This window comes from Pseudomonas sp. N040, assembly GCF_015637705.1.
GTDB lineage: Bacteria > Pseudomonadota > Gammaproteobacteria > Pseudomonadales > Pseudomonadaceae > Aquipseudomonas.
This window is the reverse complement of record NZ_JADOBE010000005.1, coordinates 232,313-245,550: the sequence shown is the minus strand read 5'-3', so window position 1 is coordinate 245,550 and position 13,238 is coordinate 232,313. Positions and strand designations below refer to the sequence as shown.

15 protein-coding genes are annotated in these 13,238 nt (G+C 65.3%); 4 read left to right on the top strand and 11 right to left on the bottom strand.

What is annotated here, in order from left to right; genetic code table 11:
- The first annotated feature begins 45 nt into the window (after positions 1-45).
- Positions 46-633: a TMEM165/GDT1 family protein gene (locus ISX93_RS09855; RefSeq protein WP_195778550.1), complete on the top strand. Its 588-nt coding sequence runs from the start codon at positions 46-48 to the stop codon at positions 631-633.
- A 156-nt stretch (positions 634-789) separates the two neighbouring features.
- Here ISX93_RS09855 and ISX93_RS09850 read toward each other — a convergent pair whose 3' ends face one another.
- Genes ISX93_RS09850 through ISX93_RS09840 form a run of 3 tightly spaced genes read right to left on the bottom strand, consistent with a single transcriptional unit; the run spans position 790 to position 1,901 of the window.
- On the bottom strand, positions 790-1,404 hold the full coding sequence (locus ISX93_RS09850) for an SOS response-associated peptidase (RefSeq protein WP_195778549.1): 615 nt from the start codon (positions 1,402-1,404) through the stop codon (positions 790-792).
- Positions 1,405-1,458: 54 nt separating this feature from the next.
- The gene (locus tag ISX93_RS09845) at positions 1,459-1,719 is read right to left on the bottom strand and encodes a putative signal transducing protein (protein ID WP_195778548.1); all 261 of its coding nucleotides are present in this window, start codon (positions 1,717-1,719) and stop codon (positions 1,459-1,461) included.
- Complete coding sequence (locus ISX93_RS09840; protein ID WP_195778547.1) at positions 1,719-1,901, bottom strand: CPXCG motif-containing cysteine-rich protein; 183 nt, start codon at positions 1,899-1,901, stop codon at positions 1,719-1,721. Before ISX93_RS09840 ends, ISX93_RS09845 begins: the two co-directional genes overlap by 1 nt.
- Positions 1,902-2,002: 101 nt before the next feature.
- On the opposite strand from ISX93_RS09840, the gene ISX93_RS09835 reads away from it, so the two are divergent.
- Entirely contained in the window at positions 2,003-3,169 is a 1,167-nt protein-coding gene (locus ISX93_RS09835) for a 1-acyl-sn-glycerol-3-phosphate acyltransferase (RefSeq protein ID WP_195778546.1), read from the top strand.
- A 111-nt stretch (positions 3,170-3,280) separates the two neighbouring features.
- Here ISX93_RS09835 and ISX93_RS09830 read toward each other — a convergent pair whose 3' ends face one another.
- Positions 3,281-3,739, bottom strand: a complete 459-nt coding sequence (locus tag ISX93_RS09830) for a flavodoxin (protein ID WP_195778545.1) — start codon at positions 3,737-3,739, stop codon at positions 3,281-3,283.
- Between the two features lie 139 nt (positions 3,740-3,878).
- Here ISX93_RS09830 and ISX93_RS09825 point away from each other — a divergent pair, with 139 nt between their 5' ends.
- Positions 3,879-4,316, top strand: coding sequence for a PAS domain-containing protein (locus ISX93_RS09825; protein ID WP_195778544.1), 438 nt, complete (start codon positions 3,879-3,881; stop codon positions 4,314-4,316).
- Here ISX93_RS09825 and ISX93_RS09820 read toward each other — a convergent pair.
- The 4 genes from ISX93_RS09820 to secA form a co-directional block, all read right to left on the bottom strand.
- Positions 4,294-5,271, bottom strand: a complete 978-nt coding sequence (locus ISX93_RS09820; RefSeq protein ID WP_195778543.1) for a Nudix family hydrolase — start codon at positions 5,269-5,271, stop codon at positions 4,294-4,296. The genes ISX93_RS09825 and ISX93_RS09820 overlap by 23 nt on opposite strands.
- Positions 5,268-5,894, bottom strand: a complete 627-nt coding sequence (locus ISX93_RS09815; RefSeq protein WP_195778542.1) for a glutathione S-transferase family protein — start codon at positions 5,892-5,894, stop codon at positions 5,268-5,270. The genes ISX93_RS09820 and ISX93_RS09815 overlap by 4 nt, the downstream gene beginning before the upstream one ends.
- A 107-nt stretch (positions 5,895-6,001) precedes the next feature.
- A complete protein-coding gene (gene argJ, locus ISX93_RS09810; RefSeq protein ID WP_195778541.1) occupies positions 6,002-7,219 on the bottom strand; it encodes a bifunctional glutamate N-acetyltransferase/amino-acid acetyltransferase ArgJ in 1,218 nt (405 codons plus the stop codon).
- Positions 7,220-7,333: 114 nt separating this feature from the next.
- On the bottom strand, positions 7,334-10,087 hold the full coding sequence (gene secA, locus ISX93_RS09805) for a preprotein translocase subunit SecA (RefSeq protein WP_195778540.1): 2,754 nt from the start codon (positions 10,085-10,087) through the stop codon (positions 7,334-7,336).
- A 239-nt stretch (positions 10,088-10,326) separates the two neighbouring features.
- Here secA and ISX93_RS09800 point away from each other — a divergent pair, with 239 nt between their 5' ends.
- Positions 10,327-10,782, top strand: a complete 456-nt coding sequence (locus ISX93_RS09800; RefSeq protein ID WP_195778539.1) for a DciA family protein — start codon at positions 10,327-10,329, stop codon at positions 10,780-10,782.
- Between the two features lie 40 nt (positions 10,783-10,822).
- Here ISX93_RS09800 and ISX93_RS09795 read toward each other — a convergent pair whose 3' ends face one another.
- From ISX93_RS09795 to ISX93_RS09785, 3 genes are all read right to left on the bottom strand, one after another.
- Positions 10,823-11,044: a hypothetical protein gene (locus tag ISX93_RS09795; RefSeq protein WP_195778538.1), complete on the bottom strand. Its 222-nt coding sequence runs from the start codon at positions 11,042-11,044 to the stop codon at positions 10,823-10,825.
- A gap of 175 nt (positions 11,045-11,219) precedes the next feature.
- On the bottom strand, positions 11,220-12,491 hold the full coding sequence (locus ISX93_RS09790; RefSeq protein ID WP_195778537.1) for a sensor histidine kinase: 1,272 nt from the start codon (positions 12,489-12,491) through the stop codon (positions 11,220-11,222).
- A complete protein-coding gene (locus ISX93_RS09785) occupies positions 12,481-13,164 on the bottom strand; it encodes a response regulator transcription factor (RefSeq protein WP_195778536.1) in 684 nt (227 codons plus the stop codon). The genes ISX93_RS09790 and ISX93_RS09785 overlap by 11 nt, the downstream gene beginning before the upstream one ends.
- Between the last annotated feature and the right edge of the window lie 74 nt (positions 13,165-13,238).

The following is a 13,238-nucleotide window of genomic DNA, read 5'->3' as shown; positions in this document are numbered from 1 at the left end:
ACGTGTCATAGCCAATCGTCAAACCCGCCCCCGAGGAACACCCTGATGCTCGAATCCCTGTTCGTTCCCACCGGCATCGTTGCGCTGGCCGAAATCGGCGACAAGACCCAACTGCTCGCCTTGCTGCTGGCCGCGCGCTTTCGCCGGCCCTGGCCGATCATCTGGGGCATAGCACTGGCCACCCTGGCCAATCACTTTGCCGCCGGCGCGCTTGGCAGCTGGGTCGCCAGCCTGTTCAGCGCCGCCACCCTGGCCTGGATCCTCACCGCCAGCTTTGCCGCGGTGGCTGCCTGGATGCTGGTACCGGACCAGCTCGACGCCGACAGCGAAGAGTCCATCCTGCGCCAGCACGGCCCCTTCGTCGCCACCCTGATCACCTTCTTTCTCGCCGAAATGGGCGACAAGACGCAGATCGCCACGGTGATGCTGGCCGCGCAGTACCCGCATCTGCTGATGGTGGTGCTGGGCACCACACTGGGCATGCTGCTGGCCAACGTGCCGGTGGTGCTGGCCGGGCACTTCAGCGCCGAGCGCCTGCCGCTGACCCTGATCCACCGCGTCGCCGCCGGCGCCTTCGTCCTGCTGGCCCTGTATGCCGGCTGGCAGGCCGCGCAGCTGAGTGGCCTGGTCTAGTTGAAGCGGTCTGCATTGTGCGAGAAGGCCGGGCTATTGATCCGACCCTTAATATGTAAGCGGCGCGCCGCAGCGAACCATCAGGCAACAGCAAAAGCTCGCGCCGAGGGCGGCGCGCCTACAGGCCGGGATGCTTTTGTAGGAACCGCGCACCGTTCAGGCCGGGGTCAGGCATTCCGGCCCATCCACCCGCGGATCATTGACGATGCCGGCCAGCGCCCGTTCGAACAGCGCTGGCCGGGCATCCTGCAACAGTTGCAGGAGTGCCGCGCTGCTGGTGTCCGCGGCCAGCCAGGCCTGCTGTTCGGCGGCAGCGAGCACGATCGGGCGCCGCTGCGCGCCCGCTTCGCGGGTCAGCATGGCCACGCTCAGGTATTCCGCATCGCCTGCCGGATAGGCTTCCCAGATTGCCGCGAAATACAGCAGCGGCTCGGCCACGCTCAGCCAGTAAGGCCGCTTGCGCACACCGCGCCACTCGAAGAAACCGTTGGCCGGCAGCAGGCAGCGGCGCTTGCTGAAGGCTTCGCGAAACATCGGCTGCTGGGCGACGGTTTCCAGCCGGGCATGCGCCGGGGTGCGCGACAGGTCGGTGAGCCAGGCCGGGGTAAGCCCCCAGCGCGCCAGATCGACCCGCTGGCCGGCGGCCGTCTCGCGCAGCATCGGCACCCGGGTGGCAGGCAGCAGGTTCCAGTGCGGTTGCTGGTCAGCCGGAAAGCCCGGCACGGCAGTCAGTTCGGCCGTCCAGCGAAACAGGGCGTAGCGTCCACACATGGCTAAACGGGCTCGATGGAGTGTTCACGGAGAAGGGCTGCCAGGACGCAGCCATCAGCACAGCAGGCTGCCCTCACCTTCTGGCGGAGCTTCGCCCGGCAAGGGTTGCGCGGCATTGTACGCAGCGATCAGGCCGCTGGCGCGCTGCACCTCATCATCGGCCACCAGCAAGCCGAGCAGGCCGGCCACCGGCAACTCGCCGATCGCACCGAGCAGGTGGGTGCCGGTCAGGTGCGCACTGACCCCTTCGCTGGCCAGCATGCCCAGCAGCATCTGGGCTTCCAGCAGGTTTTCCGGCTCGTAGATACGCTGCATCAGTCATCCTCCCGGCGCACTTGAAGCTGCCAGCTTTCACCGTCGGTACGCAGTTCGAACAGGATTGGCCGGCAACACACCGGGCAATCCTCGATGTACTGCTGGTCACCGCCGGACAGATCGAGCAGGGCCTCGACCCACTCGCCACAATACGGACACTGGTAATCTTCGCTTTCCAGCATGCGCTTCTCCCAAGTGACTTGCGCCTATAATTGGCGCTCGCAATGACGTTCTAACCGGCGCAGCTCCTGCGCTCAACCCGGCCTCCTGCCACACAGAGATCATGATGGGCGAATTCGACAGTATCCGACCTTACCGTGATGACGAAGTCTCCGCCGTACTGGCGCGGCTGACCAGTGATCCGACCTTGCTGGGCTTGCTCACGCGCTTTCGCTTTCCGCGCCTGGCCGGTCCGCTCGGCTGGCTGCTGCGCCCGCTGGTGGCCTTCCGCCTGCGCCGCGAATGCGCCGGGATCGACTGCGTGGCCAAGCTGCAGGACAAGGTCGAGCCCTATGTCGACCGTACCATCGAAAAGGCCACCGACGGCGTCACCTACTCGGGCCTGGAGCAGATCCCGGCCGGCAAGGCCTGCCTGTACATTGCCAACCACCGCGACATCGTCATGGACCCGGCCTTCGTCAACTATGCGCTGTACCACACCCAGCACCCGACCGTGCGCATCGCCATCGGCGACAACCTGCTGCAGAAGCCCTTTGTCGGCGACCTGATGCGCCTGAACAAGAGCTTCATCGTGCCGCGCTCGATCAGCAACCGCCGCGAGAAGCTCGCCGCCTTCCAGCAACTCTCCGCCTATATCAATCACTCCATCTGCAGCGACCACGAGTCGGTCTGGATTGCCCAGGCCGAGGGCCGCGCCAAGGACGGCAACGACCGCACCGATCCGGCGATCCTCAAGATGTTCCACATGAGCCGCAAGGAGCAGCCGTTCAGCGAGGTCATCGGCCAGCTGCACGTGATCCCGGTGGCGATCAGCTATGAGTACGACCCTTGCGACCTGGCCAAGGCCCGGGAACTGTCGATCCGCGCCAGCACCGGCAGCTACGAGAAAGCCGTGGGCGAGGACGATGCCAGCATCGCCCTGGGTATCACCGGCTACAAGGGCCGCGTGCACCTGCACTTCGGTAGCGAGATGGGGGGTGAGTTCGCCGATGCCCGGCAGCTGGCGAGCGCCATCGACCAGGTGATCCTGACCCATTACCGGCTGTTCCCGGTGCACTACCTGGCCTATGCCCAGTGGGACAACCAGGACCCGGAAATCCAGGTACCGCCGCTGGTCGAGCTGTTCCCCGTCGATGAACTGCGCCGCGCCGAAGGCGAATGGCAACGCCGCCTGGACAAGTGCCCGGCCGAGCATCGCCCCAGCCTGATCCTGCAGTACGCCAACCCGGTACGCAGCCATTACCGCAGCAAGGCCGGCCTGCCGCTGTGAAGGACAGCCTCTGCCCCAATAGTTCCCACGCTCGAGCGTTGTAATCCAGTCCGTAGAGTGGGCTTCAGCCCACCGCAGTCAGCCGCTAAAACCGGTGGGCTGAAGCCCACCCTACGCGCAGCCCTGCAGCAGACTGATTAGTTCATCCAGCCACGGCTCGGCATCGGCCTCCGGATTGACACTCTCGCTGGCATCCAGACGCAGCATCGGCAGCACCTCGCGGATGCCCAGTTCGGCATACAGCTCGCGGAGCATCTCGCCGCCGGCACAGAAGGTCTCGCCATAGCTGGAATCGCCCAGCGCCAGCACCGCCCCGGGCATGCCGCGCCAGTCCGGCAGCTGCTCGCGAAGCGCGAAGTACAGCGCTTGCAGGTTGTCCGGCAGTTCGCCCATGCCGGTGGTGGCGGTCACCCCGAGAAACGCTTGCGGGGCGAAGGCCAGCAGCTCGTCCAGGGTCATCCGGGCCTGGTGCCAGGCCTCGAAACCGGCCGCCCGCAAGCGCTTCTCGGCGTGACGGGCCACTTCTTCGGCGGTGCCGTAAACCGAGCCGGATAAAATCGCTACCTTCATGCAAACTCCTGAAACAGAGGATCTGGCCCGGCATTATGCCGCAAGTGGACAGTCTGCTCCGATGCCTTAGAATGCAGCGCATAGTTATCATGCAGCGCACAGCCCTGATGCAGCGCATACCGAGCCGGAAGCCGCCCCAATGATCAATGCCAAACTGTTGCAACTGGTAGTCAATGCATCGAACGATGGCATCGTCGTGGCCGAGCAGGAAGGTGACGACAACATCCTGATCTATGCCAACCCTGCTTTCGAGCGCCTCACCGGCTACAGCGCCGACGACATCCTCTATCAGGACTGCCGCTTCCTGCAGAGTGGCGACCGCGACCAGCCGGGCTTGCATGCGATCCACGCGGCGATCCTCAACAACCAGCCGTGCCGGCAGATCATTCGCAACTACCGCAAGGACGGCAGTGCCTTCTGGAACGAACTGTCGATTACCCCGGTGTTCAACGAAGCGGACCAGCTGACCTACTACATCGGCATCCAGAAGGATGTCACTGACACGGTGGAGGCCCGCCAGCGGGTGGTCGAACTGGAAGCCGAAGTCGCCGCACTCAAGGCCCGCCTGGGCGAATGACTGCCTGGCTGGCGGCGTCCGGCCAGAAGGCACGGATGCCTGCCACGCCCTGGGCTCCCGCCTGCCAGGCCCGGTCCAGCTGCTCCGGACCAATGCCGCCGAGCAGATAGGCCGGCCGGTTGCAGCCGGCGAGCAGCTCTGCCGCCAGATCCCAGCCCAGCGCCGCAGCCCCCGGATGACTCTGCGTCGGCTGCACGGGCGACAGGGTGACGAAGTCCACACCCATCTGCTGCGCCAGTTCGAGCTCTTCAGCACTGTGACAGGACGCGGCCAGCCAGCGTTCCTTCGGGAACGGCCGGCCGGCGGCGGCATACTGGCGCAGCTGCGCGGCACTGAGGTGCCAGCCGGCTGCCGGGAAATCCCCCAGCCACTCCAGCGGCCCCTTGAGCATCAGCTGCGCCTTGCCGGCACACAGGCCCTGGGCGTCCAGCGCCAGCTCGCGATACTCCGGGCTGTACATGTTCGGCGCGCGCAACTGCACCAGGCGGATGCCCGCGGCCAGCGCCTGCCGCAACCCCGCCAGCAACTCGCCGTGACTCAGCCCGGTGGGGGTAATCAGGTACTGCTCGGGCAGGCGCGCGGCCGCCACGATCGGCTGGTTGGCGGCAGGAAAGGCATACTCCGGCAGTTGCCGCGGCGTGACCCAGGCCAGTGGCTGGCCCTCGGCGCCGTGCGGCTCGCCGCTGAAGCGGCTGACTTCCCAGACATCCAGCAGTACCTGCTTGTCCGGGTAATCATGGCTGACCTTGAGCAGCGGCCGTGCCTGCTGCACACGAATTCCCAGCTCCTCCAGCAGTTCGCGCACCAATGCCGCGCGGACGCTCTCGCCGGCCTCGACCTTGCCGCCGGGGAACTCCCACAAGCCACCCTGATGCAGGTGCTGCGGACGCCTGGCAATCAGGATCCGCCCCTCCGCGCCGCGAATCACCGCCGCTGCCACATGCACCCGCTTCATCCGCTGGCCTCCTCACGCGCCGCCTGCAGCCAGCGCTTGAAGGCCGGCCACTGATAGATGGTCTCGACATAGGCCGCCGCCACGGCCGGCAGTTCGATGCGGTAGCTGCGCAGGCGGCTGGCCACCGGCGCGTAGAAGGCGTCGGCGATGCTGGCATGGCCGAACAGGAAAGGACCGTCCGCGCCGAAACGCGCCCGGCAGTCGGCCCACAGCGCACAGATGCGCTGGATGTCCGCCTGCGCCTCCGCCGGCAATGCCTCCAGCGCCTGGTCCCGACAGAGGTTCATCGGCAGGTGCGTGCGCAGGGCAACAAAGCCGCTGTGCATCTCCGCGCAGGCACTGCGTGCGACTGCCCGCGCATATTCGCCGCGGGGCCACAGATGGGCTTCCGGATAGGTCTCGGCGAGGTATTCGGCGATCGCCAGGGAATCCCATACCGGACCTTCCTCGGTCTTCAGCAGCGGCACCTTGCCGGTTGGCGAGTGGGCGAGGATCTGCGCGCGGGTATCGGCCTGGTACAGGCGCACCGGCACCTCCTCGTAAGGCTCGCCGGTCAGCTCCAGCGCCAGCCAGGCGCGCAGCGACCAGGAGGACAGGTTCTTGTCACCGATGACCAATTGCATGGCTCACTCCTCGCACTGCTAGGGTGGAAAACGACCACAGGTCTTTTCACCATTATCCCGCCGCGTGGAAAAGCGCTGCGCGCATTTTCCACCCTACACCCCGCCACTCAGCTGCGGTATTCGGCGTTGATCCGCACATACTCATGGGACAGGTCGGTGGTCCAGATGGTTTCGCTGCAATCGCCGCGACCCAGCTCGATGCGGATGCCGATTTCCTCGCGCGCCATCACCGCCGCGCCCTGCGCCTCGGTATAGCTGGCCGCGCGACCGCCCCGGCTGGCGATGCAGACTTCGCCGAGGAACACGTCGATCTTGCTCACATCCAGCTCGGGCACCCCCGCGTAGCCGACAGCGGCGAGGATGCGCCCCCAGTTCGGATCGGAGGCGAACAGTGCAGTCTTGATCAGCGGCGAATGCGCCACGGCATAGGCCACGTCGAGGCATTCCTGATGATTGCCGCCGCCGTTGACCTGCACGGTGACGAACTTGGTCGCGCCTTCGCCGTCACGCACGATGGCCTGGGCCACCTCCATGCACACCTCGAACACCGCCTGCTTGAGCTTGGCATACAGCTCGCCGGAGGCGCTGGTGATTTCCGGGAGGGCGGCCTGGCCGGTGGCGATCAGCAGACAGCAGTCGTTGGTCGAGGTGTCGCCGTCGATGGTGATGCGGTTGAACGACTTGTTGGCCGCGTCGAGCACCAGATCCTGCAGCACGTCGCGAGCCACTTTCGCATCGGTGGCGATATAGCCGAGCATGGTCGCCATGTTCGGCCGGATCATCCCGGCGCCCTTGCTGATGCCGGTCACGGTGACGGTCACGCCGTCGTGCTGGAACTGCCGGCTGGCGCCCTTGGGCAGGGTGTCGGTGGTCATGATGCCTTCGGCCGCCTGCGCCCAGTGGTCCGGGGCCAGGTCAGCCAGCGCCGCCGGCAACGCCGCTTCGATCTTCTCCACCGGCAGCGGCTCGCCGATCACCCCGGTGGAGAACGGCAGCACCGCCGTTTCGGCTACGCCGGTCAGCGCAGCCAGCGCGGCACAGCTGCGCCGGGCGTTGGCCAGGCCGTCCGCGCCGGTGCCGGCGTTGGCATTGCCGGTATTGGTCAACAGGTAGCGCACCGCCCCCTGAAAGCGCTCGCGGGTGACGAGCACCGGCGCGGCACAGAAGGCATTGGTGGTGGTCACCGCAGCCACTCGCGAGCCTTCGGCACAGCGCATCACCACCACATCCTTGCGCCCGGGGCGCTTGATGCCGGCAGAGGCGATGCCGAGTTCGAAACCGGGTACCGGGTACAGGGTGGGCAAAGGACCAAGACCAACAGCCATGAGTGCGCTCCTTGAGCAAGACAGTTCGATCAATGCGCAGCAGGCTGCGCAGGTTGGAAAAACGCCGCGAGCGGCAGGGCCGGTCGCGGCGTTGTCAGCAGCCGGCGACGCGGATCAGCCCAGCTGCCCGTGGCAATGCTTGTACTTCTTGCCCGAACCGCAAGGGCAAGGCTCGTTACGCCCGACTTTCGGCTCGCTACGCACCGGCGCAGCAGCCACAGGGGCCGCGGCTTCCTGCTCGGTTTCCGCCGGCGGCGCCAGTGCCGAAGCGGCTTCGGCGTGCTGGAACTGCATGCGCTTGGCCATTTCCTCGGCCTCGCGGCGCAGGCGCGCCTCTTCCTCGGCCGGGTCTTCGCGGCGCACCTGGACGAAGGACAGCACGCGAATGGTGTCGTGCTTGATCGAGGCCAGCAGTTCCTGGAACAGGGTGAAGGACTCGCGCTTGTACTCCTGCTTCGGATTCTTCTGCGCATAGCCGCGCAGGTGAATGCCGTGGCGCAGGTGATCCATGGTCGACAGGTGATCCTTCCACAGGTCGTCCATCACCCGCAGCAGCATCTGCTTCTCGAAGGTGCGCAGGCCGTCGGCGCCCGCCAACTCTTCCTTCTCCTTGTAGGCCTTCACCAGCTCCTCGAGGATGCGCGCGCGCAGCGGTTCCTCGTAGAGATGCTCATCCGCGTCGAGCCACTGCTGCACCGGCAGCTTGGCGTTGAATTCGGTGAACAGCGCCGACTCGAGGCCGACGATGTCCCACTGCTCGGGCAGCGACTGCGGCGGAATATGCGCGTCGATGGCCCGGTTCAGGACCTCCTCGCGGAACTCGGCGATGGTCTCGCCGATGTCGTCGGCAGCCAGCAGGCTGTTGCGCATGTGGTAGATCACCTTGCGCTGCTCGTTGGCCACGTCGTCGAATTCGAGCAACTGCTTGCGCATGTCGAAGTTGCGCCCTTCGACCTTGCGCTGCGCCTTTTCAATGGCGTTGGACACCATGCGATGCTCGATGGCCTCGCCCGGCTTCATGCCCAGGGCCTTCATGAAGTTCTTCACCCGGTCAGAGGCGAAGATGCGCATCAGGTTGTCTTCCAGCGACAGGTAGAAGCGGCTGGAACCCGGATCACCCTGGCGCCCGGCACGGCCGCGCAGCTGGTTGTCGATGCGCCGCGATTCATGGCGCTCGGAGGCGATCACGTGCAGGCCGCCGGCCTGGATCACCTGCTGGTGGCGCTTCTGCCACTCGCTCTTGATCTGCGCGATCTGCTCTGAACCGGCCTGCTCCTGGCTGGCCAGCTCCAGCGCCGCCACTTCGGACTCCCAGTTGCCGCCGAGCAGGATGTCGGTACCGCGACCGGCCATGTTGGTGGCGATGGTGACCGCGCCCGGACGACCGGCCTGGGCAATGATCTCGGCTTCCTTTTCGTGGTACTTGGCGTTGAGCACCTTGTGCTCGATGCCGGCCTTGACCAGCAGTTGCGAGACATGCTCGGAACTGTCGATCGAGGCGGTGCCGACCAGCACCGGGCGACCCTTGGCCTGGCAGTCCTTGATGTCGACGATGATCGCCTCGAACTTCTCTTCCTGGGTCAGGTACACCAGGTCATTGAAGTCGGTCCGCGCGACCGGCCGGTGCGGCGGAATCACCACCACGTCCAGGCCGTAGATCTGGCGGAACTCGAAGGCCTCGGTGTCGGCGGTACCGGTCATGCCGGAGAGTTTCTTGTACAGGCGGAAATAGTTCTGGAAGGTCGTCGAGGCCAGGGTCTGGCTTTCGGCCTGGATCGGCAAGCCTTCCTTCGCCTCGATCGCCTGGTGCAGGCCTTCGGACAGGCGACGGCCGGGCATGGTCCGCCCGGTGTGCTCGTCGACCAGCAGAACCTGGCTGTCCTGCACGATGTACTCGACATTGCGCTGGAACAGCTTGTGCGCGCGCAGGCCGGAGTAGACGTGGGTCAGCAGCCCGAGGTTGTGCGCCGAATAGAGGCTCTCGCCTTCGGCCAGCAGGCCGGCCTGGGTCAGCAGCTCCTCGATGAACTGGTGCCCCTGCTCATTGAGTTCAACCTGGCGGGTCTTCTCGTCGATGCTGTAGTGGCCTTCCTGGGTGACCTGGCCTTCGACTTCTTCAATGTGCTGCTTGAGGCGCGGGATCAGCTTGTTGATCTCGATATACAGCCTGGAGCTGTCCTCGGCCTGGCCGGAGATGATCAGCGGGGTACGCGCCTCGTCGATGAGAATCGAGTCGACCTCATCGACCACCGCGAAATTCAGGCCGCGCTGGAATTTCTCTTCCAGGGCAAAGGCCATGTTGTCGCGCAGGTAGTCGAAGCCGAATTCGTTATTGGTGCCGTAGGTGATGTCGGCGGCGTAGGCGGCGCGCTTGTCTTCCGGGGCCTGGAACGGCACCACCACGCCGACGCTCAGGCCGAGGGCTTCGTACAACGGCCGCATCCAGTTGGCATCGCGACGGGCCAGGTAGTCGTTGACCGTGACCACGTGCACGCCATCACCCGACAGCGCGTTCAGGTAGACCGCCAGGGTAGCCACCAGGGTCTTGCCCTCGCCGGTGCGCATTTCGGCAATCTTGCCTTCGTGCAGGGTCATGCCGCCGATCAGTTGCACGTCGAAGTGGCGCATGCCCATCACGCGCTTGCCGGCCTCGCGGGCCACGGCGAAGGCTTCGGGCAGCAACTGGTCGAGGGTCTCGCCTTTGGCGATGCGCGCCTTGAACTCTTCGGTCTTGCCCCGCAGCTGCTCATCGGACAGCGCAATCATCTGCTCTTCGAGGACACTGACCGCCTGCACCGCCTTCTGCATGCGCTTGACTTCGCGGTCGTTCTTGCTTCCAAAAATCTTTTTCAACAGAGGGGCGAACATATGGACAGTATCTTCCAAGCTACAAAGGGGACGGCGGGCCGGTCGACACAGCCGTGCGGCCTGCTGGCCACGTGCAAGGGGCGCATTCTACTCGGATTCGCTGCTCTGGAAAGTAGCCAGCGATTCCGGCTGAGCGGACTCCCGCCAGACGGCGCGACAACCCGACTCGACGGCGCCGGACAATCCGCGGAATCTCCGGCTCTGTTAGCATGACGGTCACACCCGCTCGGCCCGCTCAGATGACTTATCGTCCGTTACCCGCCAAGGCTCCAGGCGCATTGTTGCGCGATGCCCGACCGCTGCAGTCGCTGTTCAAGGAGGCGCAGCGGATTTCCCAGTTGCAGCAACTGCTGGAGAGCCAGTTGCAACCGGCTGCGCGCGAGCATTGCAAGGTTGCCAGCTGGAACGCCGGCAAGCTGCTGCTGATCGTCAGTGACGGCAACTGGGCGACCCGCCTGCGCTATCAGGAGAAACGCCTGCTGCGGCAACTGCTGACCCTTGCCGAGTTTTCCGGCCTGCAACGGATCGTCTTCAAGGTGCGGCCGCTGCCCAGCCAGGCAGCGGCGTCGGGACACCAGGCAAACCTGTCGGCCAGTGCTGCCCGCTCGATCCAGGCCAGCGCCGAAGGCATCTCCGACCCGCGCCTGCGCGCGGCCCTGGAACGCCTTGCCAGCCACGCCAAGGCAAGCGACTGACCAGGCAACGCCGCAAGCACGGCCACTCAGGCATTGCCGCTCAGGCGCCGCGCCCCTGCGACAAACCGTACATCAGCAACAGCAGGTCCGGACCGGCCTGCAGGTCGACCACCCGCACCTGCGTTGCAGGAACCGGGCAGTAGCCACGGCCGTTTTCGGCGGAAAGCACGGTAAGGCCGGGCTCACTCCAGAGCATCGCGGCAGACGCGCAGACGGCGATCGCCAGGAGCCCCGCAAAAGCTCCAGTAGTTTCTAGCTTCATGACTATAACCCTATGATACAAATATAAAATGCAACATCATGACTCTAGTCCAGAGCCATGCCCTGGACGTTCCGCCGCGACGAACGGTCAAGCTCCCGCCCCGGCATCTGGCGACTGCCGGCGCAGACTAGGCGGGCACACGTGAGAATCCGGTCATGGCCAGGTGAAATTTGCGTCAAGGCACCTGCAGCCCGACCGCAAACCGGCAACCATGCGGTTGCACCGCAGACAACTCGATAGACCAGCCCTGGACGGCGCAGATCCGCCTGACGAGCGACAAGCCGACACCACTACCCTGCTCGATCGTCGTATGCCGGACAAACGACTCGAACACCTCGCTGCGCGCCTCGGCGGGAATGCCCTCGCCGCTATCGCTGACCACAAAGCCGCCACTGTTCAGCTCCAGCGAAATGCTGCCGTGGGCGGTGTAATACAGTGCATTGCGCAACAGATTGAGCAGCACCGTGCGCAGGAATACTTCATCGAACTCGCCCGCTGGCGCGTCATTCGCCTGATAGCTGAAGCGCAGCCCCTTGCCTTCGATCGTCTCGCGCCACTGTTCCACCAGCTCATCGGCAACGGCGCGCAGGCTTTTGCGGGCGGCCGTGCCAGGGCGGCCATGCTCGGCACGCGCCAGCAACAGGAAGGCCTCGGCCAGCAGCTTCATGTCGGCGCTGGCCTTGGCGATACGACGGACCTGCTGCTGCGCCTGGAGCGGGAGGGCCGGCTGGGCCTCGAGCAGCTCGCAGGAGCTGGCGATGACCATCAGCGGTGTGCGCAACTCGTGACTGACGTCGCTGGTAAACATCCGTTCACGCCCCAGGGCGCTGCGCAATTGCGCCAAAGCATGGTCAAAGGCCGTGGCCAGCTCGCCCACCTCGTCCTGCGCATAATCGGGTGCCAGCTGCGGCGTCACGGTCAGCATCTGCTCGCGATTGCGCACCTGCCCGGCCAGCCTGGCCAGCGGCTGCAGCACGCGGCGCGCGAGCAGCCAGCCAATCACTGCGGCCAGCAGGCTGCTGAGCAGGAAACCGCTGAGCACCACCATGAACAGCAATTGCTCGCGCGCCTCGAAGTCGCTCTGATCCTGCAGCAGGAAGTAGCGGCGCCCATCCACCTCGCGGACGATCATGTGATACGCCGAGTGGCCGCGGAACACTTCATGGAAGCCGGCGGCATAAGGCGCCAGGTCTTCGGGCATGGCAAAATCGCCCTGCCCTCCGCTGAAGTAGAACAGCTGTCCCGGGGCCGGTTTCAGGCTCCAGCCTTCCATGCTCTCCATGCGCAGCAGGCTGTCGAGCTCGCCACCCAGGTCGCTGGAAATCAGGCTCTCTTCGAGCATGTACACGGACGCCACGATACCGAGGGCGAAGATCCCCGCCACCATCACGGTCATCCCGGTAAAGGCGATGACGATACGCCGGGCCAGGCTGCGCTTAAATTTCATCGGGCTGTTCCAGCAGGCGGTAACCAAGGCCGTGCTGGGTATGCAGCAAGGGGCGGGCAAAGGGTTTGTCGATGGCCTGGCGCAGCTGGTGAATATGGCTGCGCAGGCTGTCGCTGTCGGGCAGGTTGTCGCCCCACAGGGCATCTTCCAGGGCTTCGCGGCGAACCAGTTGCGGGCTGCGCTGCATCAGCACGGCCAGCAACTTCAGGCCGATCGGATTGAGCTTGATCGGCTGACCGGCGCGCCTGACCTCCAGCGTGTCCAGGTCATAACTGAGATCAGCAACCTCCAGACGCCGCTGACTGTTGCCCTGGCTGCGGCGCAGGACCGCCTCGATCCGCGCCACCAGCTCGGACAGGGCAAAGGGCTTGACCAGATAGTCATCCGCGCCGCTCTGGAAGCCGAGCAACCGGTCGTCCAGGGTGTCGCGCGCAGTAAGCATGATCACCGGCGTGGCGATGCGCGCCTCGTCGCGCAGGCGGCGACACACACCATAACCATCCAGGCCGGGCAGCATCACGTCCAGCACGATCAGGTCGAACGGCTGGGACACCGCCAGATGCAAGCCGGACAGGCCATCCTGCGCGCAATCCACGCTATAGCCCTTGAGCTGCAGGTAATCGGCCAGGTTGGCCAGAATGTCGCGATTGTCTTCCACCAGCAGAATGCGCATCTGTTGCTCCGCAAAATTCGGAAAGTATGCCCGCCGATAGTTAACCGGCGCTTAACCCGGATGCCCGCGGGCAC

Coding starts and splice junctions, on each gene's coding strand:
- ISX93_RS09800 (WP_195778539.1), top strand. CDS start 10,327: ATGACTTATCGTCCGTTACCCGCCAAGGCTCCAGGCGCATTGTTGCGC.
- ISX93_RS09790 (WP_195778537.1), bottom strand. CDS start 12,491: ATGAAATTTAAGCGCAGCCTGGCCCGGCGTATCGTCATCGCCTTTACC.
- argJ (WP_195778541.1), bottom strand. CDS start 7,219: ATGGCTGTTGGTCTTGGTCCTTTGCCCACCCTGTACCCGGTACCCGGT.
- secA (WP_195778540.1), bottom strand. CDS start 10,087: ATGTTCGCCCCTCTGTTGAAAAAGATTTTTGGAAGCAAGAACGACCGC.
- ISX93_RS09820 (WP_195778543.1), bottom strand. CDS start 5,271: ATGAAGCGGGTGCATGTGGCAGCGGCGGTGATTCGCGGCGCGGAGGGG.
- ISX93_RS09835 (WP_195778546.1), top strand. CDS start 2,003: ATGATGGGCGAATTCGACAGTATCCGACCTTACCGTGATGACGAAGTC.
- ISX93_RS09850 (WP_195778549.1), bottom strand. CDS start 1,404: ATGTGTGGACGCTACGCCCTGTTTCGCTGGACGGCCGAACTGACTGCC.
- ISX93_RS09840 (WP_195778547.1), bottom strand. CDS start 1,901: ATGCTGGAAAGCGAAGATTACCAGTGTCCGTATTGTGGCGAGTGGGTC.
- ISX93_RS09825 (WP_195778544.1), top strand. CDS start 3,879: ATGATCAATGCCAAACTGTTGCAACTGGTAGTCAATGCATCGAACGAT.
- ISX93_RS09855 (WP_195778550.1), top strand. CDS start 46: ATGCTCGAATCCCTGTTCGTTCCCACCGGCATCGTTGCGCTGGCCGAA.
- ISX93_RS09815 (WP_195778542.1), bottom strand. CDS start 5,894: ATGCAATTGGTCATCGGTGACAAGAACCTGTCCTCCTGGTCGCTGCGC.
- ISX93_RS09830 (WP_195778545.1), bottom strand. CDS start 3,739: ATGAAGGTAGCGATTTTATCCGGCTCGGTTTACGGCACCGCCGAAGAA.
- ISX93_RS09785 (WP_195778536.1), bottom strand. CDS start 13,164: ATGCGCATTCTGCTGGTGGAAGACAATCGCGACATTCTGGCCAACCTG.
- ISX93_RS09795 (WP_195778538.1), bottom strand. CDS start 11,044: ATGAAGCTAGAAACTACTGGAGCTTTTGCGGGGCTCCTGGCGATCGCC.
- ISX93_RS09845 (WP_195778548.1), bottom strand. CDS start 1,719: ATGCAGCGTATCTACGAGCCGGAAAACCTGCTGGAAGCCCAGATGCTG.